The 24,584-nt window shown below is 72.5% G+C and carries 29 protein-coding genes; 10 read left to right on the forward strand and 19 right to left on the reverse strand.

Features of this window, described 5'->3' with window-relative positions; translation table 11 throughout:
• The first annotated feature begins 75 nt into the window (after positions 1–75).
• Positions 76–861 carry a GntR family transcriptional regulator gene (locus KIK05_RS26690; RefSeq protein ID WP_214413603.1) on the forward strand — a complete coding sequence of 262 codons (786 nt, stop codon included), beginning with the start codon at positions 76–78 and terminating at the stop codon, positions 859–861.
• Between the two features lie 16 nt (positions 862–877).
• Complete coding sequence (locus tag KIK05_RS26695) at positions 878–1,558, forward strand: phosphonatase-like hydrolase (RefSeq protein ID WP_214413604.1); 681 nt, start codon at positions 878–880, stop codon at positions 1,556–1,558.
• Between the two features lie 195 nt (positions 1,559–1,753).
• On the opposite strand, the gene nusB is transcribed toward KIK05_RS26695, so the two are convergent.
• From nusB to KIK05_RS26715, 4 genes are read right to left on the reverse strand one after another with little or no spacing between them, the layout of a single operon-like run.
• Positions 1,754–2,164, reverse strand: a complete 411-nt coding sequence (gene nusB / locus KIK05_RS26700; protein ID WP_214413605.1) for a transcription antitermination factor NusB — start codon at positions 2,162–2,164, stop codon at positions 1,754–1,756.
• A gap of 1 nt (position 2,165) precedes the next feature.
• Positions 2,166–2,726 (reverse strand): elongation factor P, encoded by a 561-nt coding sequence (gene efp, locus KIK05_RS26705; RefSeq protein ID WP_214413606.1) that lies wholly within the window; start codon positions 2,724–2,726, stop codon positions 2,166–2,168.
• Positions 2,727–2,778: 52 nt separating this feature from the next.
• Positions 2,779–3,828: a M24 family metallopeptidase gene (locus KIK05_RS26710; RefSeq protein WP_214413607.1), complete on the reverse strand. Its 1,050-nt coding sequence runs from the start codon at positions 3,826–3,828 to the stop codon at positions 2,779–2,781.
• A gap of 16 nt (positions 3,829–3,844) precedes the next feature.
• Positions 3,845–5,452 (reverse strand): MDR family MFS transporter, encoded by a 1,608-nt coding sequence (locus tag KIK05_RS26715; RefSeq protein ID WP_308250129.1) that lies wholly within the window; start codon positions 5,450–5,452, stop codon positions 3,845–3,847.
• A gap of 176 nt (positions 5,453–5,628) precedes the next feature.
• Between KIK05_RS26715 and KIK05_RS49035 the strand changes: the two genes are divergently transcribed.
• Positions 5,629–6,249 carry a TetR/AcrR family transcriptional regulator gene (locus KIK05_RS49035; RefSeq protein ID WP_308250130.1) on the forward strand — a complete coding sequence of 207 codons (621 nt, stop codon included), beginning with the start codon at positions 5,629–5,631 and terminating at the stop codon, positions 6,247–6,249.
• A 103-nt stretch (positions 6,250–6,352) separates the two neighbouring features.
• Here the strand turns inward: KIK05_RS49035 and KIK05_RS26725 are convergent, their stop codons facing one another.
• Both KIK05_RS26725 and KIK05_RS26730 read right to left on the reverse strand, forming a co-directional pair.
• Positions 6,353–7,390 carry a questin oxidase family protein gene (locus tag KIK05_RS26725; RefSeq protein WP_214413608.1) on the reverse strand — a complete coding sequence of 346 codons (1,038 nt, stop codon included), beginning with the start codon at positions 7,388–7,390 and terminating at the stop codon, positions 6,353–6,355.
• A 218-nt stretch (positions 7,391–7,608) separates the two neighbouring features.
• On the reverse strand, positions 7,609–8,364 hold the full coding sequence (locus KIK05_RS26730) for a GNAT family N-acetyltransferase (RefSeq protein ID WP_214413609.1): 756 nt from the start codon (positions 8,362–8,364) through the stop codon (positions 7,609–7,611).
• Positions 8,365–8,758: 394 nt separating this feature from the next.
• Here KIK05_RS26730 and KIK05_RS26735 point away from each other — a divergent pair, with 394 nt between their 5' ends.
• Positions 8,759–9,199, forward strand: a complete 441-nt coding sequence (locus KIK05_RS26735) for a MarR family winged helix-turn-helix transcriptional regulator (protein WP_214413610.1) — start codon at positions 8,759–8,761, stop codon at positions 9,197–9,199.
• Positions 9,189–9,527, forward strand: coding sequence for an ester cyclase (locus KIK05_RS26740; protein ID WP_214413611.1), 339 nt, complete (start codon positions 9,189–9,191; stop codon positions 9,525–9,527). The genes KIK05_RS26735 and KIK05_RS26740 overlap by 11 nt, the downstream gene beginning before the upstream one ends.
• Before the next feature lie 125 nt (positions 9,528–9,652).
• On the opposite strand, the gene KIK05_RS26745 is transcribed toward KIK05_RS26740, so the two are convergent.
• The 7 genes from KIK05_RS26745 to KIK05_RS26775 form a co-directional block, all read right to left on the reverse strand.
• Positions 9,653–10,414, reverse strand: coding sequence for a hypothetical protein (locus tag KIK05_RS26745; protein ID WP_214413612.1), 762 nt, complete (start codon positions 10,412–10,414; stop codon positions 9,653–9,655).
• Positions 10,415–10,774: 360 nt separating this feature from the next.
• Positions 10,775–11,815: an LLM class F420-dependent oxidoreductase gene (locus tag KIK05_RS26750; RefSeq protein WP_214413613.1), complete on the reverse strand. Its 1,041-nt coding sequence runs from the start codon at positions 11,813–11,815 to the stop codon at positions 10,775–10,777.
• 58 nt (positions 11,816–11,873) lie between these two features.
• Positions 11,874–12,494: a nucleotidyltransferase family protein gene (locus KIK05_RS26755; RefSeq protein WP_308250131.1), complete on the reverse strand. Its 621-nt coding sequence runs from the start codon at positions 12,492–12,494 to the stop codon at positions 11,874–11,876.
• The gene (locus KIK05_RS26760) at positions 12,491–13,708 is read right to left on the reverse strand and encodes an XdhC family protein (protein WP_214413614.1); all 1,218 of its coding nucleotides are present in this window, start codon (positions 13,706–13,708) and stop codon (positions 12,491–12,493) included. Before KIK05_RS26760 ends, KIK05_RS26755 begins: the two co-directional genes overlap by 4 nt.
• Positions 13,701–14,792 (reverse strand): vWA domain-containing protein, encoded by a 1,092-nt coding sequence (locus KIK05_RS26765; protein WP_250563503.1) that lies wholly within the window; start codon positions 14,790–14,792, stop codon positions 13,701–13,703. The genes KIK05_RS26760 and KIK05_RS26765 overlap by 8 nt, the downstream gene beginning before the upstream one ends.
• 65 nt (positions 14,793–14,857) lie before the next feature.
• Entirely contained in the window at positions 14,858–15,751 is an 894-nt protein-coding gene (locus KIK05_RS26770; protein WP_372455610.1) for an AAA family ATPase, read from the reverse strand.
• A gap of 54 nt (positions 15,752–15,805) precedes the next feature.
• On the reverse strand, positions 15,806–16,111 hold the full coding sequence (locus KIK05_RS26775; RefSeq protein ID WP_214413615.1) for an OmpA family protein: 306 nt from the start codon (positions 16,109–16,111) through the stop codon (positions 15,806–15,808).
• 92 nt (positions 16,112–16,203) lie between these two features.
• On the opposite strand from KIK05_RS26775, the gene KIK05_RS26780 reads away from it, so the two are divergent.
• Genes KIK05_RS26780 through KIK05_RS26795 form a run of 4 tightly spaced genes read left to right on the forward strand, consistent with a single transcriptional unit; the run spans position 16,204 to position 19,952 of the window.
• Entirely contained in the window at positions 16,204–17,067 is an 864-nt protein-coding gene (locus KIK05_RS26780; protein WP_214413616.1) for an ABC transporter permease, read from the forward strand.
• 34 nt (positions 17,068–17,101) lie between these two features.
• Complete coding sequence (locus KIK05_RS26785; RefSeq protein WP_214413617.1) at positions 17,102–17,815, forward strand: ABC transporter ATP-binding protein; 714 nt, start codon at positions 17,102–17,104, stop codon at positions 17,813–17,815.
• Positions 17,812–18,798, forward strand: a complete 987-nt coding sequence (locus tag KIK05_RS26790; RefSeq protein WP_214413618.1) for an ABC transporter substrate-binding protein — start codon at positions 17,812–17,814, stop codon at positions 18,796–18,798. Before KIK05_RS26785 ends, KIK05_RS26790 begins: the two co-directional genes overlap by 4 nt.
• A 2-nt stretch (positions 18,799–18,800) precedes the next feature.
• A complete protein-coding gene (locus KIK05_RS26795) occupies positions 18,801–19,952 on the forward strand; it encodes an LLM class flavin-dependent oxidoreductase (RefSeq protein WP_214413619.1) in 1,152 nt (383 codons plus the stop codon).
• Positions 19,953–19,985: 33 nt separating this feature from the next.
• Here KIK05_RS26795 and KIK05_RS26800 read toward each other — a convergent pair whose 3' ends face one another.
• Positions 19,986–20,645 (reverse strand): NADPH-dependent F420 reductase, encoded by a 660-nt coding sequence (locus KIK05_RS26800; protein WP_214413620.1) that lies wholly within the window; start codon positions 20,643–20,645, stop codon positions 19,986–19,988.
• Positions 20,646–20,739: 94 nt separating this feature from the next.
• On the opposite strand from KIK05_RS26800, the gene KIK05_RS26805 reads away from it, so the two are divergent.
• The gene (locus KIK05_RS26805; RefSeq protein ID WP_214413621.1) at positions 20,740–21,114 is read left to right on the forward strand and encodes a winged helix-turn-helix transcriptional regulator; all 375 of its coding nucleotides are present in this window, start codon (positions 20,740–20,742) and stop codon (positions 21,112–21,114) included.
• A 21-nt stretch (positions 21,115–21,135) separates the two neighbouring features.
• Here KIK05_RS26805 and KIK05_RS26810 read toward each other — a convergent pair whose 3' ends face one another.
• From KIK05_RS26810 to KIK05_RS26830, 5 genes are all read right to left on the reverse strand, one after another.
• Complete coding sequence (locus KIK05_RS26810) at positions 21,136–21,591, reverse strand: PH domain-containing protein (protein WP_214413622.1); 456 nt, start codon at positions 21,589–21,591, stop codon at positions 21,136–21,138.
• Positions 21,592–21,660: 69 nt separating this feature from the next.
• A complete protein-coding gene (gene ribH / locus KIK05_RS26815; protein ID WP_214413623.1) occupies positions 21,661–22,131 on the reverse strand; it encodes a 6,7-dimethyl-8-ribityllumazine synthase in 471 nt (156 codons plus the stop codon).
• Positions 22,128–23,345, reverse strand: coding sequence for a bifunctional 3,4-dihydroxy-2-butanone-4-phosphate synthase/GTP cyclohydrolase II (locus KIK05_RS26820; protein ID WP_214413624.1), 1,218 nt, complete (start codon positions 23,343–23,345; stop codon positions 22,128–22,130). Before KIK05_RS26820 ends, ribH begins: the two co-directional genes overlap by 4 nt.
• A complete protein-coding gene (gene pnuC, locus KIK05_RS26825) occupies positions 23,342–23,965 on the reverse strand; it encodes a nicotinamide riboside transporter PnuC (RefSeq protein WP_214413625.1) in 624 nt (207 codons plus the stop codon). The genes KIK05_RS26820 and pnuC overlap by 4 nt, the downstream gene beginning before the upstream one ends.
• The gene (locus tag KIK05_RS26830; protein ID WP_214413626.1) at positions 23,962–24,570 is read right to left on the reverse strand and encodes a riboflavin synthase; all 609 of its coding nucleotides are present in this window, start codon (positions 24,568–24,570) and stop codon (positions 23,962–23,964) included. The genes pnuC and KIK05_RS26830 overlap by 4 nt, the downstream gene beginning before the upstream one ends.
• Positions 24,571–24,584: the final 14 nt, after the last annotated feature.

Raw genomic sequence — 24,584 nt, forward strand, 5'->3', positions numbered from 1 at the left:
CTTCCCAGCTACACCGCTACTTCTCGGCGAATGACCCATTCCGTCCGGGTGGGGACTCCTGTATTGTCAAGCCACATGGACGGGCCCATGCACGAACGCATCGCATCCGATCTCCGCCGCCGGATCGCCTCCGGCGAGCTGCCGGTGGGCGCGGCCGTCCCTTCGGAGTCGCAACTGTGCGAGCAGTGGCAGGCGTCCCGGGGACCGGTCCGCCAGGCCCTCGCCGCCCTGCGGGCCGACGGGCTCATCGGCGGCGGGCGGGGCAAGCCGCCGGTGGTGCGCAGCCAGGCGATCTCCCAGCCGTTCGAGACCTTCCTGTCGTTCTCGCGATGGGCCGAGGGCATGGGACGCACGCCGGGTCAGCGCACCGTCGAGATCGCCCGGCGCCCCGCCCCGCCGGAGGCGGCCGACGCCCTCGGGCTCGACGAGGGCGAGCCGGTGGTGCAGCTCCTGCGGCTGCGGCTGCTGGACGGCCTGCCCACGATGATCGAGCGCACGACGTTCACCTGGGCGGCGGGCAGGCTGCTGTTCGACTACGACTGCGATTCGGGGTCGGTGTACGCCTACCTCAGCGGCCGCGGCGTCGACCTCAGCACGGCACGGCACGTGATCGACGCGGTTCCCGCCGACGAGACCGACGCCGCGCTCCTCGGCATCGCCCCCGGCGCGCCCCTGCTGCGCGAGCGGCGCCACGCCGGCTCGGCCCGGGGCGAGCCCGTCGAGTACTCCGACGACCGCTATCGGCCCGACCTCGTCTCCTTCACCATCGAGAACTCCCAGCAGGCGCACCCGTCCCTGCTGCGCAGTCCCAGCCCCGGCGATCCGCCCCGCGCCGACCTCGCGTGGCGGGCCGTCCCCTGATCCCGAGGACATCACCATGATCGAACTGGCGGTTCTGGACATCGCCGGCACCACCATCGAGGAGCACGGCGCCGTCTACGTCGCGCTCGAAGAGGCCGTGCGCGACGCCGGCGGCGACCCCGGTCCCGACGACATCCGGCGCTGGATGGGCTCCGGCAAACGAGAGGCGATCACCGCGCTCCTGGCCGGCGGCTCCGGCGCCGAGCCCGAGCCCGCCCTGGTCGACCGGGCCTTCGCCGGCTTCCGCGCCCGGCTGGAGGCCGCCTACGCCGAGCGGCCGCCCGCCCCGCTCCCCGGAGTGCCGGAGGCGATCGCCGCGCTGCGGGCCGGCGGGGTCAAGGTGGCCCTCACCACCGGCTTCGACCGTGACGTGACCGGCGCCCTGCTGGCGAGGGTCGGCTGGGACGACGGCGTGCTCGACGCCGTCGTGTGCGTGGACGACGTCGCGGCGGGGCGCCCGGCGCCCTACATGATCTTCCGGGCGATGGAGCTCACCGGCGTCCGCGACGTCGGCCGGGTGCTCACCGCGGGGGACACCGTGCGCGACCTGCAGGCGGGCACGAACGCCGGGGCGGCCGTGGTGGCGGGGGTGCTGAGCGGCAGCCAGGACGCCACCGCGCTCGGCGCGGTGCGCCACACCCACCTGATCGGCAGCGTGGCCGACCTGCCCGCGCTGCTGTCGCTCACCCCGGCCTGACGACCCCGGCCCCGGGTCCTCCGCGAAGGCCTCCCGCCCGGCGGGCAGGCCTTCGCTCCCCTGGGGAAGGCCCCCCGGCACGCGGGCAGGCATTCGTTTCCCGGGGAAGACCGCGCGGCACGCGGGCACGCGTTCGCCGCCCCCGGGCTTGGTGTTCCGGCGGAATCCGGGCCTCCCCCGGCCCGCTGACGGCGGTCAGAGGGCCAGGGAGGGCTTCAGCTGCTTGAAACGGGCGAGCAGGCCGTTGACGAACTGGGGTGACTCGTCGGTCGACAGCTCGGAGGCCAGGTGGACCCACTCGCTGATGACCACGGCCTCCGGGACGTCGGGGAGCCACAGCAGCTCGTAGGTGCCGGCCCGCAGCAGGTTGCGGTCGACCGCGGGCATGCGGTCGAGCGTCCACCCCTCGGCGTAGGTCGAGATCAGCTCGTCGATGCGGGAACGGTGCCGGTCCACGCCCTCGACCAGCGTCGAGGTGTACTCGTTGACCGGCGGCTCGGCCCGCTCCACGCGCTCGGCGAGCACGCTGGTCGCGGGCTCGTTACGCAGCTCCGCCTCGAAAAGGATGTCAAGTGCGCGCCTGCGCGCCTTACCCCGTGCGGACACCTCAGGCCCGGCCGAGGTACTCGCCGGTGCGAGTGTCGACCTTGACCTTCTCGCCGGTCGTGATGAACAGCGGAACCTTGATCTCGGCGCCGGTCTCCAGCGTCGCCGGCTTGGTGCCGCCGGTGGAGCGGTCGCCCTGCAGGCCCGGCTCGGTCTGGGAGATGGTGAGCTCGACGGCGGCCGGCAGCTCGACGTACAGCACGTTGCCCTCGTTGACGGCCACGGTGGCCAGGCCGTTCTCGAGGAGGTAGTTGGCGGCGTCGCCGACGGTGGGCCGCGAGACGTGCAGCATGTCGTAGGTCTCGGTGTCCATGAACACGAAGTCGTCGCCGTCCATGTACGAGTACTGCATCTCGCGCTTGTCGACGTTGGCCACCTCGACCTTGACGCCCGCGTTGAACGTCTTGTCGACCACCTTGCCGGAAAGGACGTTCTTCAGCTTGGTGCGGACGAAGGCTCCGCCCTTGCCGGGCTTGACGTGCTGGAACTCCACCACGCTCCAGAGCTCACCACCGTCGAGCTTGAGCACCAGGCCGGTCTTGAGGTCGTTGGTCGTCGCCACTCGTTTTCTCCTGCGTCTTCATGGTCGCGCTCGCTCGGCCGCCGTCCTGTCCCTAGAGGACGAGCAGCTCCTTTGTCGTGCGGGTGAGGAGCTCCGGCCCGCCGGCGCGCGTCACGAGAGTGTCCTCGATCCGGACGCCGCCCCTGCCTGGCAGGTAGACGCCTGGCTCGACGGTGATCGGAACCCGATCCTCAAGTCTACCGGCACCTGAAGAGCGCAGAAACGGGTCCTCGTGGATCTCCAGGCCGACGCCGTGGCCGAGCGGGTGCCCGAAGTGCTCGCCGTGCCCGGCGGCGGCGATCAAATCGCGCGCGGCGGCGTCCACCGTCTCGGTGTCCACGCCGGGGGCGAGCGCGTGCCGTCCCGCCCGCTGGGCCTCGCGGACGAGGTCGTAGAGCTCACGCTGCCAGTCCGCCACCGCGCCGAGGGCCACGGTCCGCGTCATGTCGGCGTGGTAGCCGCCGTACATGGCGCCGAAGTCCATGGTGATCAGGTCGCCGCGCTCCACCGGGCGGTCGGAGGGGGCGTGGTGGGGCACCGCGCCGTTCGGGCCGCTCGCCACGATCGAGTCGAACGCGGGCTTGTCCGCGCCGAGCTCCACCATGCGCGCCTCCAGCGCCTGGGCGATCCGCTTCTCGGTCATGCCGGGCGCGATCGTCCCCACCACGTCGGCGAAGGCGCGGTCGGTGATCTCGCAGGCGGTGCGCAGCGCGTCGATCTCGGCTTCGTCCTTCACCACGCGCAGGCGCTCCACCAGCCGCTCGACGGGGGTGAGGTCACCGCCGAGCCGGTGGTACTCGGCCACGGACATGTCGTGCGACTCGATGCCGGGGCGCCCGGCCGCCTGCACCAGGGCGCCCGCCACGTCACGCCGCTCGGTGACCTCGATGTCGTGGCAGACGCGGCGCGCCGTCTCGATGTACCGCGCGTCGGTGGCGAGCACGGCCGAGCCGTCGGCCCTCACCAGCACTGCGGCGTTGGAACTGACCAGCCCGGTCAGGTAGCGCACGTTGACGCCGCGGGTGACCAGCAGCGCGTCCACGTCGTACTCGCCCAGCATCGCGGCGAGCCGGGCGCGCCGCGTTCCATGATTGACGCTCATGTCCCAGACTGTACGGTCATGCTCCCTGCCGCAGCGTCGTGCCCGTCCCGTCCCCGGACGCCCGTCCCGTCCCGCCGCGGGCCGAGCGCAGGGGCAGCTCCCGCAGGAACAGCACCGCGAGGAGACCGAGCACGGCCGCCGGGACGCACGCCAGGAACACGGTCTGCATGGCGCGGGTGAAGGCCTCGGTGACGATGTGCCGCAGCACCGGCGGAAGGTGCCTGATCGCCTCCGGCGTGCCGAGGGCGGAGGCGTCGGCGCCGCCCGGCACCCGGCCGTGGACGGCGCCCAGCATGCCCGCGATCTCGTTCCTGACCCGCCCCGCGAGTACGGCGCCGAGGGCCGCCACCCCCACCGCGCCGCCGAGGTTGCGGAAGAACGACAGGCCGGAGGTGGTCACCGCCATGTCGCGGACCGGGGAGGCGTTCTGCGCGGCGAGGATGAGCATCTGCATGGTCATGCCGAAGCCGGTGCCGAGGATGGCCAGCTCGGTGCCGGCCATCCAGTTCGCGGAGCCGGCGTGAAGCAGGGAGAGCAGCGCCATGCCCGTGGCGACCAGGAGCATGCCCACGGCCGGGAAGATCTTCCATCGTCCGGTCCGGGTGACGACGCGCCCGGAGATCACCGAGGAGAGGAACAGGCTCACGACCAGGGGTGTGGTCATGATGCCGGACATGCTCGGGGTCATGCCCTTGACGATCTGGAAGTACTGCGGCGTGTAGATCATCACCCCGAACATCGCGATGCCGACCAGCAGCGACGCCGTGCTCGCCAGCACGAACGTACGGTCGTGGAACAGCCGGGGCGGCAGGATCGGGTCGGCCGCCCGCCGCTCGGCGGCGACCGACAGGCCGAACAGCAGTGCGGCGCCGGCGCCCAGGCCGTACGACCACGGGGAGCTCCAGGCGAACTCGTGGCCGCCGAACGACAGCAGCAGCATCAGGGCGGAGGCGCCGCCGGTGACGGTGAAGGCGCCCCACCAGTCGATGCGCGCGTCCCGGGTGTCGTGGTCGAGCCGCAGTACCCTCTGGATCACGGCGAACGCGACGACGGCGAGGGGGACGCAGACGTAGAAGCACCAGCGCCAGCCGAGCCACGGCGTGTCGACGATGAACCCGCCGAGCAGCGGCCCGCTGACGGTGGACACGCCGAACACCGCGCCGATGTAGCCGGAGTAGCGGCCGCGCTCCCTCGGCTCCACGATGTCGCCGAGGATGACCTGGGTCAGCGCGGACAGGCCGCCCGTGCCGAGGCCCTGCAGGGCGCGGGCGGCGATGAGCATGCCGATGTCCTGCGACAGCCCGGCGAGCACGGAGGCCGCGACGAACAGCCCGAGGGCGACCTGGAACATGCGCTTGCGCCCGAACAGGTCCGACAGCTTGCCCCAGAGCGGGGTGGAGGCGGTCATCGTCAGGAGGGTGGCGCTCGCCACCCACGACAGCTGCTCCTGCGCGCCGAGCTCGCCCACGATGGTGGGCAGCGCCGTACCGACCACGGACGTCGAGATCATCGAGGTCAGCAGGGCGAGCATCAGCCCGGAGAGGACCTCCAGGACCTGGCGGTGGGTGTAGGAACGCCGCGCGCCGGGCTCGTCGCGCGCCTTCTCCTGGATGTTCCCCTGCACCGGCGCGACCCCCCGAAACGGTTGTCTTTACCAAAATTTGTAGTAGTCGCTTGTTTACCTGTCAAACAACTACACTGAGTAATAAAGGGCGAAAAGGGGGATAAGTGGCAGCAGCGTCGACGCAGGCGAGCGATCGCGGCGTGGCGAGAAACCACGACACGGCAGAGGACCGCGACGTGGCGAGCGATCACGGGCCGGCTGAGGACCACGGCGCGCAGGGTGACCACGTCCCGGCGGAGCACCGCGGGGCGGTGAGGGATCGCGGGGCCACGACGCGCCGGATCCTCGCGGCCGCGCGCAACCTGTTCGCCGAGCATGGGTACGACCAGGTGACCGTTCGCATGATCGCCACGGAGGCGGGGGCCAACGTCGCGCTGATCAACCGCTATTTCGGGTCCAAGGCCCGGCTGTTCGCGGAGGTGCTGGTCAGCGAGTCGGCGATGGAGTCGCTCATCGAGGGCGACGCGGCCGGGCTCCCCCAGAGGCTGGGCGCCCACATGGCCCATCGGTTCAGCGCGGGCGCCACCGAACCCATCGTCCGGGTGATCGACCGCGCGGGCACCAGCCCCGAGATCAAGGCCGTCCTGCGCGACCGCGTCGAGTCGGTCATCGCCGCGCCCCTCGCCGAACAGCTGTCCGGCCCGCGGGCCAAGGAACGCGCCATGCTCGCCGCCGCGATCGTCCTCGGCGGCAGCTCCCTACGCCGCCTCCTCGGCCCCGAGGCGCTACGCGACACCGACCCCGCCTACCTGGAAGAACGCTTCACCGCCATCTTCACCGCCTGCCTGGCCCCCTGACCCCGCCACACCCAGCACCCCGGCTCCCCTGCACCCGGCGCACCCCTGCCGGCCCCGCCGTGCCCACCGTGCGGCGGCGCCGGTTCGGCGCGGCGGGATGGCGTCAGGGTTCGTCGATCAGGTCGGTTGCGCGGATCACCGCGGCGAGCGCGTCGGCGTCGCCGGTGCGCTGGTGGACGTCAAGGCAGGTATCGGCGAGCTTGATGACGTGTTCGTCCCCGTGGCCGACGGCGCGGGCGAACACCTCCTCCGGTGAGCCGAGGGCGCTGGGCAGGGTGTGTCTGGGCGCGGGTGTGGCAGGGGTGTAGGCCGCGGCCACGGCCGCACTGGCCGCCCACGCCGCGTGCAGGCTCACGATCCACTGGTCACGGGGCAGGGCGGGCAGGGTGCGCAGAACGGCCATCGGCGCGGTCGCGGCGTGCACCAGCATGACCGCCGAGCCGTGCGCGTTGGGGAGATAGTGCACAGCGGCGGCGGCCGTCAGGTCGGCCAGCAGGTCCCGGGCCTGCGCGGCATCGGTGGCGGGTCTCAACGCGGTGAGCGCGGCCGGCCAGCCGGTGAGACCGGTGAGCTGGTCGAGTCGATGGTTGATGCCCGCACTCTGGTCGGGAACACGCGGAACGGCGGCGAGGGCGGACGCCGGGTCAGCGGATCCGGAGGGCGCGGTGAAGGGGACCTGCTGCCAGCGTGCGGCCCAGTAGCCGAGGGCCTGGCCGAGCTCGGCCAGGCGCGGCGCGTCCTGGTGGTCCAGCAGGGCGTGAACCGCGTGGCCGGTGCGGATGACTCCGTGGGTCGCGCCGGCCGCGATGCCGGGCAGCAGTCGTGGCCACCACGTTTCCAGCACCGCCCGCCAGGGCTGTTCGGTCAGCTCACGTGCGAAGAACGCCAGCCAGTCACCGAGACGATGGGGGTCCCCCAGCGCCGCGCGCCAGTCGTCGGTGGTGATGGGCCAGGTGCCGCGGGGCAGATCGTCCAGCCGGCGCATGTAGTCGTCCAGCCAACGGTGGACCTGTCGCGCGTGTCCGCGCCTGATCATGGATTCCACCGCCATGGGGCCGTGATTGGTCAGCCAGCCTTCGAACTCCGGTCCGGTCCGGTGTAGCCGTTCGTAGGCCTCGTCCAGCGTGCCGTCGATGCTCATGGGCCCTGACGCTACCCACGCACCGGCTCGCGATCACTGGTCCAGAGGCTGAGATTCCCTCCCTCTTTGGTCCTAGGCAGTGTCGGCACGGCGGCTTGATATAAGACTCGCGGCACCGATGGTCCCGGCGGTGTTGTGGCGTCCGGTGCACGGGGCCGGGGCCCGGTGGGAGGCGACCGGGGTGGCGGGGACGCTCCGGAGCGTCCCCGCCGTCGGCGTCACCCTTCCAGCGACATGTACAGGCGGGTGCCCTCAGGCCGGTAGCCGACGCGTTCGTACACGCGGCGCGATCCCGCGCCCGAGTACTCCAGCCACACCGACTCCGCTCCCCTATCGAACATGGTCGTGGTGAGTGTGGCGGTGACGGCGGCGGCGATGCCCTGCCCGCGGAACGCGGGACGCGTGCCCACGCCCGCCAGCTCCGAGGTGCTCATCGCAGGCGCCGAGCACATGGCCGCGCCGGCGCAGGCGCCGCCCGGGGCCCGGACGAACCGCACCGCGCCGCCGTTCTCCTCGGTACGTCGCAACCGGGCCGCGCCCTCCGGCGACGGCGGGAACTCGTTGTCGAACGCCTCGGCCAGGGCTTCGTCGATCGAGAGGTAGTCCTGGTCGGTGGACGGGGTCTCGACGAGGGCCAGGGTGGCGGCCGGCGGCATCGCCAGCGTGGCCGGGGTGCAGACGAGGTACTCGTGCACCTGCTCAGTGGTGAATCCGGCGTCGCGGAGCGCGGCCTCCACGGTCGGCGCGGCGTCAGGCGCGAACTCGAGCCGGGGCTTCAGGCCGCGCTCGCGGAACGTCCCGATCAGCGCCGCGACGTCCCCGCTGGTCGGACGGGCGCCGGACACGGGGGTGGCGTAGTTGATGTACGGGCTGGTGCTGCTGGGGTCGATTCCCACGACGAAGCCACCGGTCTCGACGACCTCGGGACGACGACGGAGGTTGGCGACGGCGAAGCTCTGGACGTTGGTGCCCATGGTGATGTTGACCTCACGTTGATGACATGCCGGAGCGGGCTCCCTCCGCGCGCGAGGCGAAGCGGTGAGCCGCGCAGGCTTTCAGACCGGAACAGAGGGATGAAGCGGCGCGTCAGGCACCGCGCGTGGGGCCGCCGTGAGGAGACGACTGTGGCACCGATGGTTCGCCCGGTGCTGCCCGTGATGGAGCAGACCGGTCAGTGCCGACGGCGGCCGCTGAGGGACGCCGAGACCATGGACTTCAATCCTTTGCCTTGGATGCACAAATACTGCGAAGCGCTCCATACCCTCGCATCTCTCACGGCACGACCGCAACCTGAAATCTCGCCGGGAACGCAAGGCGAACGGCGAAGCATCTCTTGAAGTGGTCAAGAGCTGACGCTATAAATAGATCGTGCGTGAAGAGACGTCCGAGGACAGGTTCTTCCGTGAGCTTGGCGGCACCTGGGCCGAGCTGCGGCAGGCGTTCGCCCGGCACGTGGGGATGAACGCCCACCGGGTACAGCTGCTCGTCCGGCTGCGGCGTGAGGGTGAGACCAGCCACAGCGACCTGCGCCGGGCGATCGGCATCGACGGCGCGAGCGTCACCCGGCTGGTCAAGGAACTGGAGGCCGAAGGACTGGCCGGCCGCCGCCTGGACCCGGCGGACAACCGCTACACGCTGGCCGCGCTGACACCGGCCGGCGAGCAGGTGGCGGCCGACCTGGAGCGATCGCACCAGGAGTACCAGGAACGGCTGCTCGACGGCGTCAGCGCACAGGAGCAGGAGGTCGTGCTGCGCGTCCTACGGCGCGTCCGCGCGAACGTGACCGAACAGGAGAACCATGGCCGATGACGCGCGAGCCGCGGCGGAGCGGATGTACGCGGCGTTCAATGCCCACGACCACGACGCCGCCAAGGACATCTTCACGACGGACTTCTACAGTCATCCCTTGGACACCACCGGGCCGGACAGCGTGACCGCGTCCTGGCAACGGTTCCACGAGACGTTCCCCGAGGCCCGGGTCGTCGTCGAGGACATGATCGTCGAGGGGGACACGGTCGCCGTCCGCACGAGCGTGCGCGGCGTTCCCGGACAGGCACCGACCATGCTGGAGATGTTCCGGGTACGCGACGGGCGCATCGCCGAGCTGTGGGGCCTGTCGTCCTTGCGGCGAACCTGACCCGAGGACGCGGCCTCGGCGGAGGGCGCGTGGGGAGCCTCTGATCTCGCCTCCCGCCACCGCTGCGTCCCCGGTAACGAGGGCTACGACCGCCCGCGAGGCGTTCGTGAGCACCTCGCCGACGATCAGGCGAAGCGCTCGATCGTCACCGGTATCAACCCTTCGAGGCGCACGACGGCGGCCAGCTTGCGCAGCAGGACACCGAGAGTGTCGCTCGGCGGAGCGGTCAGACACACGGTCAGGTCGACGGATGAGGCCAGACCGGGACCCACGCGACGAAGCTCCCAGGCGTACAGGGCATCGGGCACGCGCAGCCGAGCCGTGCCGAGCACGCGAGCGCGCGGGTCGGCCGCGTCGTCGGCGGGTGTCATCGCCCACACCCGCTGGAGGTGCGCCACCCGGTCCTTGCGCAGCTCGCCTGCGAACAGGATCCGGTAGACGCGCTTCTCACGGAACCCCTCCGGCACCTCGGGAGGCGCGAAGGACAGCGGAGACGAGTTGGGCAAAGCCAGGTGGTCGTGGAAGCGCCCTCGTAATGTCGTTTCGTCCGGCAGCGCGCCCGCCCCCAGGCGGCGGTAGGCCGTCTCCGCGTCCGCTCTGCCGACCGGGACGATCCGGGCACGGAGCTTCGCATCCCTGCGAAGCTCCCGGCTGAAGGCCGCCGAACTCCACCATCCACCCTCCGCCGCGGTCCATACGGCGTTGGCCAGGCCGGTCGCGGTGTGGTCGTCGGCGAGCAGGAACTCCTCGACGGCGATGCCGTCCGGCCGTGCCGCCAGATCACCGTCCCAGACCTCGGGGTAGATCACGTAATAGTCCAGGACGGGCCCCGCCGTACGTACGGCGACCTGCGTCGTCTCCTCGACCGGACGCATTTCGGCGGTCAAGTGTGGCGTCCTCGCTTCCGAGCGGATCGATCAGTGCATGAACAGGCATATCAGGATCCTGAGCCTGGCCGCACGGACGCCTCACGTCCACCCCGTCAGCCGCTACGAACCGGCACTCACGTAGCCGCCCCCTGTGAGCACTCACCGAACAGCTCATCGGTCGAGGCCACGACGGCCGCACGCTCGGCCCATTGGTCGAGCTGGGCCAGGTCTGTGCAGGCGGTGATGCGGGCCCGCGCCCCCTCAGAGACCGGGATACCCCGGGCCCGCAGTACCGTCAGGATGGTCCTGACCTCCCCCTTGGCTTCCAGGACGGCCGCGGCTTCACGTTCGGGCAGGCGTGGGTCGCGGGGGTGTGGGTCAGGCGGTGAGGTCCTTGATTTTTTCGATGAGTTTGAGGCGGTCCTGGTGGGTGCCGGCGATGGGGGTGACGTTGAGGGTGGTGACGCCGGATTCCTTGAGGGCGGCGAGGCGGTCGCGGATGAAGCCCTCGGATCCGATCAGAGACATCTTCTCCAGCAGTTCCATCGGGACGGCCGCCGCGGCCTCGTCCTTCTTGCCCTCCAGGTACAGGTCCTGGATGAGCTCGGCCTCCTTCTCGTAGCCGTACCGGCGGGCGAGGTCGTTGTAGAAGTTCCTGCCCTTGGCGCCCATGCCGCCGATGTACAGCGCGGCCATCGGGCGGCCGAACTCCAGCAGGCCCGAGACGTCGTCGCCGATGGCGAGGGTGGCCTGGGCGATGACGTCGAGCTCGCCGAGGTCCCCGGCGCGCTTGGCCCTGCCCGCCGCGAGCGAGGCGCCCCACACGTCGGCGGCCTTCTCGGGCACGTAGAAGATCGGCTCCCATCCCTCGGCCAGTTCGGCGGTCAGCTCGACGTTCTTCGGGCCGATGGCCGCGACGACGATGGGGATGCGCTCCCGCACCGGGTGGTTGATCAGCTTGAGGGGTTTGCCGAGGCCGGTGCCCCTGCCGGCCGGCAAGGGCAGCGTGTAGTGCTTGCCGTCGTACGTCAGCCGCTCCCGCCGCCACACCTTGCGGCAGATTTCGATCACCTCGCGGGTGCGGCCCAGCGGCGCGTCGTACGGCACGCCGTGGAAGCCCTCGATGACCTGCGGGCCGGAGGCGCCGAGGCCGAGCACGAAACGACCGTCGGAGATGTGGTCCATGCCGGCGGCGGTCATGGCGAGCAGGGCCGGGGTGCGCGAGTAGATCGGCAGGATGCCGGAGGCGATCTGCAGCCGCTCGGTTCGCGCGGCGATGTAGCCCATCTGGCTCACCGCGTCGAAGGAGTAGGCCTCCGCGACGAAGACGATGTCGAGGCCGGCCTTCTCGTAGTCGGCCAGTTCGGCCACGGTCTCCTTGAACCCTCCGGCGTACTTGAGGGCCATGCCGATGCGCATCCCGCGTCCTTCCCGTCCAAGGCAAACCGAATGATGTTCCAGTTACTGGCAAGTAAGGCTATCGACTCGCGCTCCCCCGGCCAACCCCCGGCACCCCGATCTCCGACAGCCGCGCGAGATCGTCCGGCGTGTCGATGTCGGCGGGGTCTCCCACGTCGTCGCAGGGCACCGGCGTGACGAGGGCGGGGTGCGCGCGCAGGAAGGCGCGGGCGCCCACATCGCCGGTCGCGAGCCCGGCGACCTCGCCGAAGTGTTCCCTGCCGATCAGCACGGGATTGCGCGGCGCGCCTCCGTACGTCGCCACCGCCACCCCGGCGCCGTCCCGCCGCGCGCGCACCAGGCGCCGTACGGCCTCCGCGCCGATGAGCGGCTGGTCGGCCAGGGCGATCACGACCGCCTCCGCGGAGGGCGGCACGGCCGACAGCCCCGCCCGCAGGGACGACCCCATGCCGGTCGCCCAGTCGGGGTTGCCCACGGTGATCGCGTCCGGAACCTGGACGGTGACCGCGCCGAGGACCACCACGACCGGCGAGCACCCGCCCTCGGCCAGCAGGCGCGCCCCGCGGTCGACCAGGCGTTCTCCCCTGAACTCGACGGCCGCCTTGGGCACGCCGAGCCGGGATCCCCCGCCCGCCGCGAGCAGCAGCCCCGCGCAGGACGGCCCGGCCACCGTGCTCACCCCTGCTCGCTTTCGGAGGCAGCTCCGGGACGGCGCGATCCGCCGTCCCCGACCTCTTGGGGCCGGTACGGCGTGCCGTCCCCGCTCTCGTTCCCGGATGCCGGCGGCGGACCGGCGTGGTCGGAGCCGTGGATGCGCCCGCTGGTCTCGGTGAGGGCCATGCCGGAGCCACCCCAGCGGAGCTGGATGAGCTCGGCGGCGATCGACACCGCGGTCTCCTCCGGGGTGCGGGCGCCGAGGTCGAGGCCGATCGGCGAACGCAGCCGCGCCAGCTCCCGCTCCGGCACCCCGGCCTCCCGCAGCCGTTCGAGCCGGTCGGCGTGGGTGCGGCGCGAGCCCATGGCGCCGATGTACCCCGCGCGGGTGCGCAGGGCCACCTCCAGCAGGGGGACGTCGAACTTCGGGTCGTGGGTGAGCACGCAGATCACCGTGCGCTCGTCGACCGGGGTGACGGCGAGGTAGTCGTGCGGCCATTTCACGACGACCTCGTCGGCGTCGGGGAAGCGCTTGGAGGTGGCGAACACCGGGCGGGCGTCGCAGACCACCACGTGGTACCCGAGGAACTTGCCGATCCGCGCGACGGCGGCGGCGAAGTCGATCGCGCCGAAGACCAGCATGCGCGGCGGCGGGGCGAAGGAGTGGACGAAGACGGCGAGGTCGTCCAGCCGCCGCTCGCCCTCTGGACCGTACCGCCGTACGCCGGTGAGCCCCTGGGCGAGCATGCCGCGGGCGTCGTCGTCGACGGCGTCGTCGAGCCGGGCCACGCCGAGGGACCCGGCCGAGCCTCCCGGCCAGATGACCCGCCGCGTCCCCACCCGCCCGGGGACGGAGACGACGGTCGCCACGGCGACCGGCTCCCGCCGGCGCACCGACGCGGCGATCGCGCCGAGCTCGGGGAACGTCTTCCTCGACACCGGCTCGACGAGGACGTCGATGATGCCCCCGCAGGTCAGGCCGACGGAGAACGCGTCGTCGTCGCTGACGCCGTACCGCTGCAGCACCGGACGGCCGTCCACGACGACCTGCCGGGCCAGCTCGTACACCGCCCCCTCCACGCAGCCGCCCGACACGCTGCCCACCGCCTCCTCGCCGAGGACGGCCATGGAGGCGCCGGGCGGCCTCGGGGCGCTGCGGAAGGTCTCCACGACGGTGGCCAGGCCGAAACTCTCGCCGTCCTCCCACCACCGGACGATCTGCGACAGCACGTCACGCATGGGACAGCCTTTCCGCGAGCTCCTCGAAGGCGGCCAGGCTGTGCCCGGCGACGAACGCCCCGACGTGGGGCAGCGCCGCCCGCATGCCCCCGGTCAGCGGCTGGTAGCCCTCCTGTCCCTTGTGGGGGTTCACCCAGATCACCCGGTGGGCGAGCCTCGACAGCCTGGCCATCTGCCGCCCCAGGAGGGACGGGTCGCCGCGTTCCCACCCGTCGGAGGCGATCACGACGACGGCGCCGCGCACGCCGGACCGCCGGTCGAGGAACTCCTTGAGCTCCTCGCCGAGGCGGGTGCCTCCGCTCCAGTCGGGGATCGCGGCCGAGACCTCGCGCATCGCCCTGGCGGGGTCGCGGTGGCGCAGCTGCGCGGTGACGCGGGTGAGCCGGGTGCCCACGCTGAAGACCTCGGTGGCGCGCGCATCGCAGCGGACCAGCGCGTGGGCGAACCGTAGCAGCGTGTCGGCGTAGGGGGCCATCGAGCCGCTGACGTCGACCAGCAGGACGACGTGGCGCGGGCGCACCCTGCGGGCCTTGCGGCGCAGGCGGGCCGTCTCGCCGCCCCGGCGCAGGGTCTCCCTGATCGTGCGGCGCGTGTCGAGCCGGCCCCGGTGGGCGGGGGCGAAGCGGCGGGAGCGGCGCTGCTCCCTGCCCGCCCGCAGGATCGCGAGCAGGCGGTGGACCTCGGCGAGCTCGGCCGCCGTCAGGCGGGCGACGTCGCGCTGCCGGAGCACCTCGGTGGTGCTCGCGGTGGCGGCCACCGGCTCGCGTTCCGCGCTCTCGCGCCCGCTCTCGCCGCCGGGCGAGAGGGTGTGGCGGGTGACGGTCACCACCGGGACGGGGGTACGGCGGGTGGCGGCGGGCCGCTCGCCGCCGAAGTAGGCCGTGAAGCAGCGGTCGTACCGCGGGATGTCGTCCGGCCCCGCGCACAGGGTGAGGCGGCCCGCCCAGTAGACGGCGTGGCGGTCGGCGGCGCCGAGATGGGTCAGGGCGCGCAGGAAGCTCTGGGTGCGCTCATGGCAGGCCACGACCCCGGCCGCCCGCAGCGTGCGGACGAAGCCGGTCATCGTCGCGACGACGTCAGCCATGGCGGCCGCTCCGGTCGCGGGGGCGGGCCTGGTCACCGGCGGCGGTCACGGGGCGCGGCGAGAGGTCAGCCATGGCGGAGGAGTCCCTTCTGAAGGACGCTCTCCTGGTCCTCGCGGTACTTCAGGACGGCGCCGAGGGTGGCGGCGGCCAGGTCGGGGTCGAGGTCGCGGGCGCCGAGGGTGAGCAGGGCCTCGGCCCAGTCGAGGGTCTCGGCGACACCGGGCGGTTTGAGCAGGTCGGCGGCGCGCAGGCGCTCGGCGGCGCGGGCCACCTGCCCCGCGAGCGACTCGGTGCACTCGGGCAGCCGCCGCAGCAGGATCGCGACCTCCCGGTCGAAGCTCGGATGCTCCAGCCAGTGGTAGAGGCAGCGCCGTTTGAGGGCGTCGTGCACGTCGCGGGTGCGGTTGGACGTCACCACGACGACCGGCGGGGTTTCGGCGCTGATGGTGCCGAGCTCGGGGATGGAGATCGTGAAGTCGGACAGCACCTCCAGCAGGAACGCCTCGAACTCGTCGTCGGCCCGGTCGATCTCGTCGACGAGCAGCACCGCGGGCCGGGTCTCCAGGGCTTTCAGCAGGGGGCGGGCGATGAGGAACCGCCGGTCGTACAGCTCGCCCTCCAGCCGCGCGGCCTCGCCGGCTCCCGTGGCGCCGGTGGCCTCGGCGGCCTTGAGGTGCAGCAGCTGGCGGGCGAAGTCCCAGTCGTAGAGGGCCTGGGCGGCGTCGAGGCCCTCGTAGCACTGCAGGCGGATGAGCGGCGCGCCGAGGACGGCGGCGAGGGTCTTGGCCAGTTCGGTCTTGCCGACCCCGGCCTCTCCTTCGAGGAAGAGCGGCCGGCCCATCTTCAGCGCGAGGAAGCAGGCGGTCGCCAGCCCTTCGTCGGCGAGGTAGGCGTGCTCGCCCAGCAGCTCGGCGAGCGTGGCGGGAGTGGCGATCTCACGCTGGGTCCTGTCCTGCACTCCCTCAGGTTACGTCTCGGGCGGCGCGAGGTCCCTGGTGTGATCGGCCGAGGATCATTTCCGGGCGTCGAAGATGATCTCCACCCGGCGGTTCCTGGCCTGGTTCCGCTTCACGGGGTGGCCGTCCATGATGTCGGGCAGCTGGGGCCGTCTCTCGCCGAAGCCTCTGACCTGGAGGGTCACCCCCGGGAGCCTGCTCTGGAGGGCCTCGCGAACGGCCTGGGCCCGCCTCAGGGACAGGGCGTCGGTGTAGGCGCCGGTGCCCTGGTCGTCGGTGTGGCCCTCCACCCTGACCGCCCCGCCGGCCGACTCGGCCTGGATCTCGGCCGCGACCCGCAGCAGCCTCCGCGTCGCGCGCAAGGATCCCGCCGGGCAAGAAACCCATTGACTTGGTAGGTAATAGGGATAATTATCGACGTACGCGTCACGCCGAGGTCTGCGAGGTTCCCCCGATGCCCCCTCCCGTACTCGACGTCCAGGCGCCCGCCGAGGCCACCGGGCCCGCGGGCGCGTCCTCCCCCGGCCCGCCGCACCACCGGCCCTCCCGCCCACCCGGGCGTGCCGGAGCGTGGCGACGCTGGCTCAGCCCGCTGGCGGTCGTCGCCCTCTGGCAGGCGGCCAGCAGCACCGGCCTGCTGCCCCAGCGTCTCCTCGCCGCCCCCGCCACCGTCGCCGTGACCGCCGCGGACCTGATCGCCGACGGCACGCTGCCCACCGCGATCGCCGTCTCCCTCCAGCGGGTGGCGGCCGGCTTCGTCCTCGGCGGGCTCGCGGGCCTGCTGCTCGCGCTGGCCGCCGGGCTGAGCCGGGCGGGCGAGAACGCCGTCGACCCGATCATGCAGATGCTCCGCGCCCTGCCGTTCTTCGGCCTGATCCCGCTGTTCATCCTGTGGTTCGGCATCGGCGAGGCGCCCAAGGTGACCCTGGTGGCGCTCGCGGTGTCCTTCCCGCTGTACCTCAACACCTTCGCCGGCATCCGCGGGGTGGACGCCAAGCTGGCCGAGCTCGGGCGCACCCTCAAGCTGGGCCGGGCCGCCCTGGTGCGCCACATCGTGCTGCCGGGGGCGCTCCCCCAGACGCTGGTCGGCCTGCGGCAGAGCCTCGGCGTGGCCTGGCTGGCGCTCATCGTCGCCGAGCAGGTCAACGCCGACGCCGGACTCGGATTCATGATCAATGACGCCCGCGAGTTCCTGCGGACGGACGTGATCGTCGTGGGGCTGCTGGTCTACAGCGGCCTCGGCCTGCTCACCGACGCCGTCGTACGGCTGCTGGAAAGGAGGGCCCTGGCATGGCGACGCGGCTTCCTCGGCGGGTAGCCGGCACGGGAACGCCCCGAACGGAGGGCCGGCCATGACCGTACCCGTGGCCGGGGTCCGCGGGCTCACCCGGCGGTTCGGGGAGCGGATCGTCCTCGACGGGCTCGACCTGGACATCACCGGCGGCGAGTTCATCGCCCTGCTCGGCCGCAGCGGCTCGGGCAAGTCGACCCTGCTGCGCGCCCTCGCCGGGCTCGACGGCGGCGCCGAGGGCGTGGTGGAGGTGACCGGCTCGGTGGCCGTCGCCTTCCAGGAGCCGCGCCTGGTGCCCTGGAAGCGGGTGGCCGCCAACGTCGCCCTCGGCCTCACCGCGCCGGACGCCGCCGTCCGCGCCGGCCGAGCCCTGGAGGAGGTCGGGCTCGCGGCGCGGGCGGACGCCTGGCCGCTGACGCTGTCGGGCGGCGAGGCGCAGCGGGCGAGCCTGGCCCGCGCGCTGGTGCGGGAGCCGGAGCTGCTCCTGCTCGACGAGCCGTTCAGCGCGCTGGACGCGCTCACCCGCATCACCGTCCACCAGCTGGTGCTGCAGCTGTGGCGGGCCCACCGCCCGGCCGTGCTGCTGGTGACCCACGACGTCGACGAGGCGCTGCTCCTGGCCGACCGCGTGCTCGTGCTCTCCGAGGGGCGGATCGCCCATGAGGCCGCGATCACCGCGCCGCGGCCCCGGCACCGCGACCACCCCGAGCTCCTCGCCCTGCGCACCCGCCTGCTCGCCGCGCTCGGCGTCGTCGTCCCGCAGGAGGCATCATGATCACCAGAATGGCCCGGCTCCTCGGGGCGCTCGGCCTCACGGCACTGCTGGCCGCCTGCGCCGGCACCTCCCGGGCCTCGTCGGCGGAGGGTCCGGCGTCCGGCGTCGTCCTGCGCGTCGGCGACCAGAAGGCCGGGTCCCAGACGCTGCTGGCGGCGGCGGGCGAGCTCGGCAAGCTGCCGTACAAGGTCACCTGGGCGCAGTTCACCTCCGGGCCCCCGCTGCTGGAGGCCCTGAACGCCGGGAGCGTGGACGTCGGCGGGGTCGGCAACACGCCGCCGATCTTCGCCGCCGCGGCCGGATCGAAGATCAGGATCGTCGCGGCCGACCGGCAGAGGGGCGACAGCTCGGCGATCCTCGTGCCGTCCGGGACGGCGATCACGTCCCCCGCCCAGCTCAAGGGGAAGCGGGTCGCGGTCGCCAAGGGCAGCTCCGCCCACTACCACCTGCTGGCCGTGCTGAAGAAGGAGAACCTCTCCTTCGCGGACATCACCGTGAGCTACCTGCAGCCCGCCGACGCCCTGGCCGCGTTCACCTCCGGGCGCGTCGACGCCTGGGCCATCTGGGAGCCGTACAGCTCGCAGGCGCGGCTGCGGAACGGCGCCAAGGTGCTCGTCGGCGGCAACGGCTACGTCAACGGCTACGGCTTCCAGGTGGCCGGCCAGGCCGCGCTCGCCGACCCGGCCAAGACGGCGGCGATCCGCGACTACCTCACCCGCCTGGAGCGGGCCAAGCTGTGGGCCAACACCCACCAGGGCGAGTGGGCGAAGGTGTGGTCGAAGGAGACGGGCCTGCCGCTGGAGGTGGCCGCCGCCGCCACGGCCAACCGCGTCACCACGCCCGTGCCGATCGACGACGCCCTCCTCGCCTCCGAACAGCAGATGGCCGACGCGTTCACCGCCGCGGGCCTGATCCCCGGCACGATCACCTTCGCCGGTTTCGCCGACCGCCGGTTCAACGACCTCGTGAAGAAGGACACCTGACCATGGCCCTGAAGTTCCACTGGTTCCTGCCCACCTCCGGGGACAGCCGGGCGATCGTCGGCGGCGGCCACGGGCTGCGGCGCGGGCACGGGCACCCCACCGCCTCCGCCTTCCGGCCGCCGTCCGTCGAGTACCTCGGCCAGATCGCCCGCTCGGCCGAGCAGCTCGGGTTCGAGGCGGTGCTCACCCCGACCGGCACCTGGTGCGAGGACGCCTGGCTGGTCACCGCCGCGCTCACCCAGGTCACCACGCGGCTGAAGTTCCTGGTCGCCTTCCGGCCGGGCTTCCTGTCGCCCACCCTGGCCGCCCAGATGGCCGCGACCTACCAGCGGATCTCCGGCGGGCGGCTGCTGCTGAACGTCGTCACCGGCGGGGAGGGCGCCGAGCAGCGCCGGTTCGGCGACCACCTGTCCAAGGACGAGCGCTACGCCCGCACCGACGAGTTCCTCTCGATCGTGCGCGGCGCCTGGAGCGGGACGCCCTACGACTTCACCGGCGCCCACTACGAGGTGGAGGGCGCGACGGTGGCCGAGCCGCCCGTCCCGGTGCCGGAGCTGTACTTCGGCGGGTCGTCGGCGGCTGCCGGGCGGGTCGCGGCCAGGCACGTCCAGACCTACCTCACCTGGGGCGAACCGCCCGCGCAGGTGGCCGAGAAGATCGCCTGGGTGCGGGACCTGGCCGCCGAGGAGGGGCGGACGCTCAGGTTCGGCGTCCGGCTGCACGTGATCAGCCGGGACACCTCGGAGGAGGCGTGGGCGGAGGCCGCGCGCCTGCTGGCGGCCATCGACCCCGCCGACGTCCGCACCGCCCAGCAGACCCTGGCCCGCAGCGAGTCGGTCGGCCAGAAGCGCATGCTCGCCCTGCATGAGGGCTACCGCCGCGACGGCGGGGGCGTGCGCGACCTGGAGATCCACCCCGGCCTGTGGGCGGGGGTCGGCCTGGTACGCGGCGGTGCCGGCACCGCGCTGGTCGGCAGTCACGCGGAGGTCGCCGACCTCATCGAGGAGTACGCCGGCCAGGGCGTCACGGAGTTCGTGCTGTCGGGCCACCCCCACCTGGAGGAGGCCTACTGGTTCGGCGAGGGCGTCCTGCCCGAACTCCGCCGCCGCGGCGCCCTGGCCCGCACCACCGACCCGGTCCGCCTCACCGCCTGACCCGCGCGGCGCCTCCGGCCCTCTCCGGGCGCCTCAGCGGGAGGCGGGGGCGCCGAAGGCGTACTTCAGGGGCGGGACCACGGCCTGGGCGTCCGCGCCGCGGACCCACAGGCCGACCATGAAGGCCATCGTGGCCTCCAGCAGGCCCGCCCGGTCCAGGCCGCCGGCGTCGACCGGCTCGCAGCCGAGGTCGGCGACCAGGGCGCGGACGACGTGGAGGGCGCCCGGGTCGTCCCCGCACAACGGCACCAGCAGCGGTACGCCGTCGAAGACGGGTGGCGTCATGCGCCACACGTCCTCGTGGCAGAGGTTGAACGCCTTGACGACGTGCGCGCCGGGCGCCGCCGCGGCGACGCGTTCGGCCACCGACGGGCCGCCGGCGTTCTTGAGGGTGAAGGCGCCCGGCACGACGGCGTTGACGCAGTCGATCAGCACCCGTCCCCGCAGCGCCCCCTCGGCCGCGCCCGCCGCCGCGAGCACCTGCGGCACGCCGTCGTCGCGGACGGCGAGCAGCACGGCCTCGCCGAACCCGGCCGCCTCCGCCCAGGTGCCGCTCCTGCCGCCGAGCTTGTCCGCCAGCGCCGCCGCCTTCCCGGGGTCGCGGCCGCTCACCATGATTTCGTGCCCCGCGCGGGCCCAGTGCGTTCCGAGCGCGCTCGCCATGTTGCCCGCGCCGAGGATGCCGATGCGCATCCGTCCTCCTTCGCTCAGGGAAGATGTAGGACGAATGTAGGAAGCCCGATAGGCACCGTCCGGTGCGTGACGGGCGCGCCATGCTGGAGGTCCGGTGACCCACCACTCGCAGGCGGAGCCGGTGTTCGTCGCCGACTGCCGTGCCAGGCTCGCGTTCGACCTGCTCGCCAACACCTGGAACGCCGTCGTGCTGTGGACCCTGCGCCACGGGCCGCGGCGGCCGGTCGAGCTGCGCGAGCGCATCGGCGGCATCCGGCCCAAGGTGCTGACCGAGACGCTGCGCCGCCTGGAGTACAACGGCCTGGTGTCCCGCACGTCGTACGCCGAGGCGCCGCCCCGGGTGGAGTACGCGCTCACTCCCCTCGGCCGCACCCTGCTCGGGCCGATCGAGGCCTTCGGCGAGTGGGCGGCCGAGCACGGCGACGAGGTGCTCGACGCCCAGGACCGCGCCGAGGCCGCAGCCCGCTGAGCCGCGCGCGAGTGCCGCCGGTCAGTGGCGCTCGGGGGCCTCGCCGTACTTGTGGATCAGGGCGCGCAGCTCCAGGACCGCCTTGTGGGAGCGGGACTTCTCGGTGCCCTGGATGCCCATGGCGCCGACGCTGGAGCCGTCGGCGAGGTCGAGCTTGGGCCACGGCTCGCCTTCGGGCAGATTCACGCCGAGCACCTCCGGCCACTCGTACCGATGGACCTTGAGGGCGTTGACCACCGTGATGCCCCGCTCGTCGGCCTCCACCCGCAGCCGTCCCAGCAGGTGGAGGATGAACGCGACCAGGCATCCGAAGGCCACCAGGCCGATCTTGTCGGGCAGCTTGAACGGCGGGGGGAGCAGCAGGGCCAGCACGATCGAGCCGACGACCATCACGGCGGCGAAGCCGTAGGCCAGGATCCGGGCGCGCCGCGGGCGCCAGATGATCGGCAGGGGCGGCGGCGTCACGGTGTCAGGCACGGCTGCCCGCCCGGGGAGCGCGGCGGCGTGCGCGGCCGCCGGGGCGGGTGGATCGGCTGGGCAAAGGTCTCATTCCTCCAGGTCGCGAACGGCCAGCGCGGTCTCGATCGCCGCCACGGTGGCCTCGTACCCCTTGTCCTCGTGGCTGCCGGGCAACCCGGCGCGATCGATCGCCTGATCCAGGTTGTCACATGTGAGGACCCCGTTGCCCACCGGCGTGGACTCGTCCAGGGAGACGCGGGTCAGCCCGGCGGTCACCGAGTCGCAGACATAGTCGAAGTGGGCGGTCTCGCCACGGATCACCACGCCGAGCGCCACGACGGCGTCGCAGCGCCGGGCGAGCGCCTGCGCCACGACGGGGATCTCCAGCGAGCCCGCCACCCGGACGCTGACCTTCTGCGCGCCGCACTCCCGCGCCGCCTCCTCCGCCCGGGCGAGGAGCTGGTCGGTGATCCGCTCGTGCCAGCGGGCCGCGACGATGCCGACCGTCAGGCCCTTGCCGTCGACGGGGGTGACCGTGGGGCGTCCGGCGCCGCTCATCTGACTCCTTCGATCTGGTGGCCGAGCCTGTCGCGTTTGGCCGTGAGGTACTTGATGTTGTACTCGTTGGCCGCCACCGGCATGGGTTCACGGCCGAGGACCTTGATGCCGTACCCGTCCAGGCCGCGCAGCTTGGCGGGGTTGTTCGTCAGCAGGCGCACCGACTTGACCCCGAGGTCGGCGAGCATCTGCCCGGCGTTGGAGAACTCCCTGGCGTCCACCGGCAGGCCGAGCTCGAGGTTGGCGTCGACGGTGTCGCTGCCGTTGTCCTGCAGACTGTAGGCCTTGAGCTTGGCCAGCAGGCCGATGCCGCGCCCTTCGTGGCCGCGCAGGTAGACGATGACGCCCCTGCCCTCGGCGGCGACGGCCCGCATGGCATGGTCGAGCTGCACGCCGCAGTCGCAGCGCAGGGAGCCGAGCACGTCGCCGGTGAGGCATTCGGAGTGGGCGCGGACCAGGATGTTCTCGCCGTCGCCGAGGTCCCCGTAGACCAGGGCGATGTGCTCGCCACCGTCGATGCCGCTGGCGAAGCCGTACGCCCGCCACAGGCCGTACCTGTTGGGGATCTCGGTGACCGCGACCCGGGTGACGACCCGCTCGGTACGGCGGCGGTACTCGGCGAGCTGCTCGATGGAGACCAGCGCGAGGTCGTGCTCGTCGGCGAAGCGCCGCAGCTCGGGCAGGCGCGCCATGGTGCCGTCGTCGTTGACGATCTCGGCGAGCACGCCCGCCGGGGTGAGGCCGGCGAGCTTGGCCAGGTCGACGGCCGCCTCGGTGTGGCCGCGCCGGGCCAGCACGCCGCCCTCGTGGTAGCGGAGAGGGAAGATGTGGCCGGGCCGCACGAGCTCGTACGGCTCGGTGGCGGAGTCGGCGAGGGTGCGGATGGTCCTGGCGCGGTCGGCGGCGGAGATGCCGGTGGTGACGCCGTCGCGGGCGTCCACGCTGACGGTGTACGCCGTGCGCAGCCGCTCGCGGTTCTGCTGCACCATCAGCGGCAGGCCGAGGCGGTCGAGGTGGTCGCCGAGCATGGGGACGCAGATGACGCCGCTGGTGTACCTGATGGTGAAGGCGAGCAGCTCGGGGGTGGCCTTGGAGGCGGCGAAGATGATGTCGCCCTCGTTCTCGCGGTTCTCGTCGTCGACGACCACGACCGCCCGGCCCTGGCGGATGTCGCCGATCGCGCGCTCGATGGGGTCGAACCTGATGTCGCTCATGCGGCGCACACCTCCAGCCGGCGGACGTACTGCCGCCGCCACTCGCGGATCCCGAGCAGGACCATGACGAAGAAGATCCCGTACACCACACCGGAGACGTACAGGCCCGACCGGAAGGTCAGGGGGACGCCGACCACGTCGACGGCGATCCAGATCCACCAGAAGTCGATCAGCGCCTTGCTCTGGGCGTAGGTGGCGATGGCGCTGCCGACGAAGATGTAGGCGTCGGGCAGCGGCGCCCACGACCAGCCGGTCGCCTCGAAGAACAGCGCGACCAGGGCCGTGGCCACGACCATGACGCCGACCAGCGTGAGGCGCTCGCGCACGGTGCCGGGGCGTACGGCGAGGTCGTGGCCGGCGTCACGGACCCCGCGGGTCCAGCGGTACCAGCCGTAGAGGGCGAGCGCGCCGAACATCACCTGCTTCAGGGCGTTGCCGGTGATGTGCGCCTGCACGGAGGCGACCAGCAGCAGCACCGAGCCGGCGAGCTGCACCGGCCAGGTCCAGATGGTGCGCCGCATCGCGAGCCACACGGTGGCCAGCGCGAAGATGTTGCCGATCAGGTCGATCCACTTGACCTGCTGGCCGAACAGGGGGAACGTCGCCTCGGCCCAGTTCACGACGCCGCTCCGGGGACGTGCGCGCCGACGAGCTTCTCGACGTACTTGGCGATCACGTCGACCTCGAGGTTCACCGGGTCGCCCGGCTGCTTGAGGCCGAGCGTGGTGAGCTCGAGGGTGGTGGGGATGAGGCTGACGGAGAACGCCTCGTCGTCCACGCTCACGACGGTGAGGCTGATGCCGTCGACGGCGATGGAGCCCTTCTCGACGACGTAGCGGGCCAGGCCGGCGGGCAGGGCGATCCGCACGACCTCCCAGTGCTCGGCGGGCTCGCGTGACAGCACGACGCCGGTGCCGTCGACGTGGCCCTGCACGATGTGGCCGCCCAGGCGCTGGTCGGCGCGGACGGCGCGCTCGAGGTTCACCCTGGCGCCCGCCTGGAGGGATCCGAGGGAGCTGCGGTCGAGGGTCTCCTTCATGACGTCGGCGGTGAAGACCTCGCCGTCGTTGCCGACGACGGTCAGGCAGACGCCGTTGACCGCGATCGACTCGCCGTGGCGGGCGCCGGCGGCGACGACCTTGCCTCTGATGGAGAAGCGCGCGGCGTCGGGCAGCGCCTCCACCGCCGCGAGCTCGCCGAGTTCCTCGACGATTCCTGTGAACATCAACGCTCCTTGTG

Source organism: Sphaerisporangium fuscum (assembly GCF_018531465.1).
Taxonomy (GTDB): Bacteria; Actinomycetota; Actinomycetes; order Streptosporangiales; family Streptosporangiaceae; genus Sphaerisporangium; species Sphaerisporangium fuscum.

Bases quoted from the DNA above. Each gene is read 5' to 3' on its own strand.
- KIK05_RS26730 (WP_214413609.1), bottom strand. From the start codon at position 8,364: ATGGGCACCAACGTCCAGAGCTTCGCCGTCGCCAACCTCCGTCGTCGT.
- KIK05_RS26785 (WP_214413617.1), top strand. From the start codon at position 17,102: ATGACCGTACCCGTGGCCGGGGTCCGCGGGCTCACCCGGCGGTTCGGG.
- KIK05_RS26780 (WP_214413616.1), top strand. From the start codon at position 16,204: ATGCCCCCTCCCGTACTCGACGTCCAGGCGCCCGCCGAGGCCACCGGG.
- KIK05_RS26725 (WP_214413608.1), bottom strand. From the start codon at position 7,390: ATGAGCATCGACGGCACGCTGGACGAGGCCTACGAACGGCTACACCGG.
- KIK05_RS26710 (WP_214413607.1), bottom strand. From the start codon at position 3,828: ATGAGCGTCAATCATGGAACGCGGCGCGCCCGGCTCGCCGCGATGCTG.
- KIK05_RS26765 (WP_250563503.1), bottom strand. From the start codon at position 14,792: ATGGCTGACGTCGTCGCGACGATGACCGGCTTCGTCCGCACGCTGCGG.
- KIK05_RS26800 (WP_214413620.1), bottom strand. From the start codon at position 20,645: ATGCGCATCGGCATCCTCGGCGCGGGCAACATGGCGAGCGCGCTCGGA.
- KIK05_RS26760 (WP_214413614.1), bottom strand. From the start codon at position 13,708: ATGCGTGACGTGCTGTCGCAGATCGTCCGGTGGTGGGAGGACGGCGAG.
- KIK05_RS26830 (WP_214413626.1), bottom strand. From the start codon at position 24,570: ATGTTCACAGGAATCGTCGAGGAACTCGGCGAGCTCGCGGCGGTGGAG.
- KIK05_RS26750 (WP_214413613.1), bottom strand. From the start codon at position 11,815: ATGCGCATCGGCATGGCCCTCAAGTACGCCGGAGGGTTCAAGGAGACC.
- KIK05_RS26690 (WP_214413603.1), top strand. From the start codon at position 76: ATGGACGGGCCCATGCACGAACGCATCGCATCCGATCTCCGCCGCCGG.
- KIK05_RS26695 (WP_214413604.1), top strand. From the start codon at position 878: ATGATCGAACTGGCGGTTCTGGACATCGCCGGCACCACCATCGAGGAG.
- KIK05_RS26820 (WP_214413624.1), bottom strand. From the start codon at position 23,345: ATGAGCGACATCAGGTTCGACCCCATCGAGCGCGCGATCGGCGACATC.
- KIK05_RS26795 (WP_214413619.1), top strand. From the start codon at position 18,801: ATGGCCCTGAAGTTCCACTGGTTCCTGCCCACCTCCGGGGACAGCCGG.
- ribH (WP_214413623.1), bottom strand. From the start codon at position 22,131: ATGAGCGGCGCCGGACGCCCCACGGTCACCCCCGTCGACGGCAAGGGC.
- KIK05_RS26790 (WP_214413618.1), top strand. From the start codon at position 17,812: ATGATCACCAGAATGGCCCGGCTCCTCGGGGCGCTCGGCCTCACGGCA.
- KIK05_RS26740 (WP_214413611.1), top strand. From the start codon at position 9,189: ATGGCCGATGACGCGCGAGCCGCGGCGGAGCGGATGTACGCGGCGTTC.